The sequence below is a fragment of the Streptomyces durocortorensis genome, from assembly GCF_016901035.1.
GTDB classification, from domain to species: domain Bacteria; phylum Actinomycetota; class Actinomycetes; order Streptomycetales; family Streptomycetaceae; genus Streptomyces; species Streptomyces durocortorensis.
In genome coordinates, this window is record NZ_JAFEUF010000447.1 from 1 (window position 1) to 2,450 (window position 2,450).

The 2,450-nt window shown below is 71.2% G+C and carries 1 protein-coding gene; it reads left to right on the plus strand.

The genetic code is table 11. The features are described 5' to 3' along the window. Positions 1-128: 128 nt before the first annotated feature. Positions 129-2,366 carry a bifunctional polysaccharide deacetylase/glycosyltransferase family 2 protein gene (locus JS521_RS35250; protein WP_205086929.1) on the plus strand — a complete coding sequence of 746 codons (2,238 nt, stop codon included), beginning with the start codon at positions 129-131 and terminating at the stop codon, positions 2,364-2,366. Positions 2,367-2,450: the final 84 nt, after the last annotated feature.

Genomic DNA, 2,450 nt, shown 5'->3' on the forward strand with positions numbered 1-2,450 from the left:
CCACCACCTCGACCGCCAAACCGCCGGTCGATCCCCCGCCGCCGTCCTCCGAGCCGGAGCCGACCGCCCCGACGGTCCCGCCCGCCGAGAACCCCGACCCGCCGGTGCAAGAAGAGAGCGCCCCGTAAATGAACTCCCCCGCCACGCGGGGCAGGAACGGCAGCAAGAAGAGGAAGGCGTCACGCGGACGGAGCCGGCTCAGGCTCCCGATGCGCTACCTCCTGCCGACGACACTTCTCGTCGCCCTGCTCGCGATGCTGATGCTGCGCGGATACGTGCACAGCGAGATCCTCGCCGACCACCGGGTCCGCGACGCCGACTACCACAACGAGGTGCCGAAGGACGTCCGCGCCGGCGGGCCCGTCATCGACGCCCGCTCCGGTGACGCGAAGACCCTGCGCATACCCGACCGCCGGATCGTCCTGACCTTCGACGACGGGCCCGACCCGGTGTGGACGCCGAAGGTGCTCGACAAGCTGAGGGAGTACGACGCCCACGGCGTCTTCTTCGTCACCGGCAACATGGCCGCCCGCCACCCGGAGCTGGTCGAGCGGATGGTGGAGGAGGGCCACGAGATCGGCCTGCACACCTTCAACCACCCCGACCTCTCCTACCAGTCCACCGAGCGCATCGACTGGGAGCTGTCGCAGAACCAGCTGGCGCTGGCGGGCGCGGCCGGGATCCGCACCTCGATCTTCCGGCCGCCGTACTCCTCCTTCTCGTACGCCATGGACAACAAGTCCTGGCCGGTCACGGAGTACATCGGCAGCCGCGGCTACCTCACCGTCGTCAACGACACCGACAGCGAGGACTGGAAGCGCCCCGGCGTCCGCGCCATCGTCGAGCGGGCCACGCCGAAGGGCGACCAGGGCGCGATCATCCTGATGCACGACTCCGGCGGCGACCGCTCGCAGACGGTGGCCGCGCTCGACACCCTGCTGCCCGACCTCAAGGAGCGGGGCTACACCTTCACCCGGCTCACCACCGCCCTGGACGCCCCCAGCGCGCACACCCCGGTCACCGGATTCGCGCTGTGGAAGGGCAAGGCGTTCGTCTCCGCCGTCGCCGTGTCCGAGCGGCTCACCGGCGTCCTGGTCGTCGGGCTCGCCGTCATCGGCGTCCTGGTGCTGGCCCGCTTCGGCCTGATGCTGCTGCTCTCCTTCCTGCACGCCCGCAAGGTCCGCCGCCGGGACTTCAGCTGGGGCGAACCCCTCAGCCGCCCGGTCTCCGTCCTCGTCCCCGCGTACAACGAACGCGAGTGCATCGAGGCGACCGTGCGCTCCCTGGTCGCCAGTGAGCACCCGATCGAGATCATCGTCATCGACGACGGCTCCACCGACGGCACCGCCGACCTCGTCGAGGCCATGCGGCTGCCCCGCGTACGGGTCGTGCGCCAGCAGAACGCGGGCAAGCCCGCCGCCCTCAACAACGGCATCCGGCACGCCCGTTACGACATCGTCGTGATGATGGACGGCGACACCGTCTTCGAACCGGCCACCGTCCGCGAGCTGGTCCAGCCCTTCGCCGACCCCCGGGTCGGAGCCGTCGCGGGCAACGCCAAGGTCGGCAACCGCGACTCCCTCATCGGCGCCTGGCAGCACATCGAGTACGTGATGGGCTTCAACCTGGACCGCCGGATGTACGACGTGCTCGGCTGCATGCCCACCATCCCCGGCGCGGTCGGGGCGTTCCGCCGCGAGGCCCTGGAGCGGGTCGGCGGGATGAGCGAGGACACCCTCGCCGAGGACACCGACGTCACCATGGCCCTGCACCGGGACGGCTGGCGCGTCGTCTACGCCGAGAACGCCCGCGCCTGGACCGAGGCCCCGGAGTCCGTGCAGCAGCTCTGGTCGCAGCGCTACCGGTGGTCGTACGGCACCATGCAGGCCATCTGGAAGCACCGCCGCGCGGTCGTCGAGCGCGGGCCGTCGGGCCGCTTCGGCCGGGTCGGCCTGCCGTTCGTCTCCCTGTTCATGGTCGTCGCCCCGCTGCTCGCGCCGCTCATCGACGTGTTCCTGCTGTACGGACTCGTCTTCGGCCCGACCGGCAAGACCGTGGCCGCGTGGTTCGGCGTGCTGGTCGTCCAGGCGGTCTGCGCCGCGTACGCGTTCCGGCTGGACAAGGAACGCATGACGCACCTGCTCTCGCTGCCGCTCCAGCAGATCCTCTACCGCCAGCTCATGTACGTCGTGCTGCTCCAGTCCTGGATCACCGCGCTCACCGGCGGCCGGCTGCGCTGGCAGAAGCTGCGGCGCACCGGTGCGGTGGAGGCCCCCGGCGGCAGCTCCGCCCAGCGCCCGCGGCGGGCGGCCGTCGACGCCGGGGCCGTCCACGGCGACAGCACGGACCGGAGGCCCTACGTATGACCGCCCCGCCCCTGCCGAACCCCACATAAGAGCCGGCCCACAGCGCTATTACCCGCAACGGGGCCACCCGCCGCAGGAGCACGT

Bases quoted from the DNA above. Each gene is read 5' to 3' on its own strand.
- JS521_RS35250 (WP_205086929.1), top strand. From the start codon at position 129: ATGAACTCCCCCGCCACGCGGGGCAGGAACGGCAGCAAGAAGAGGAAG.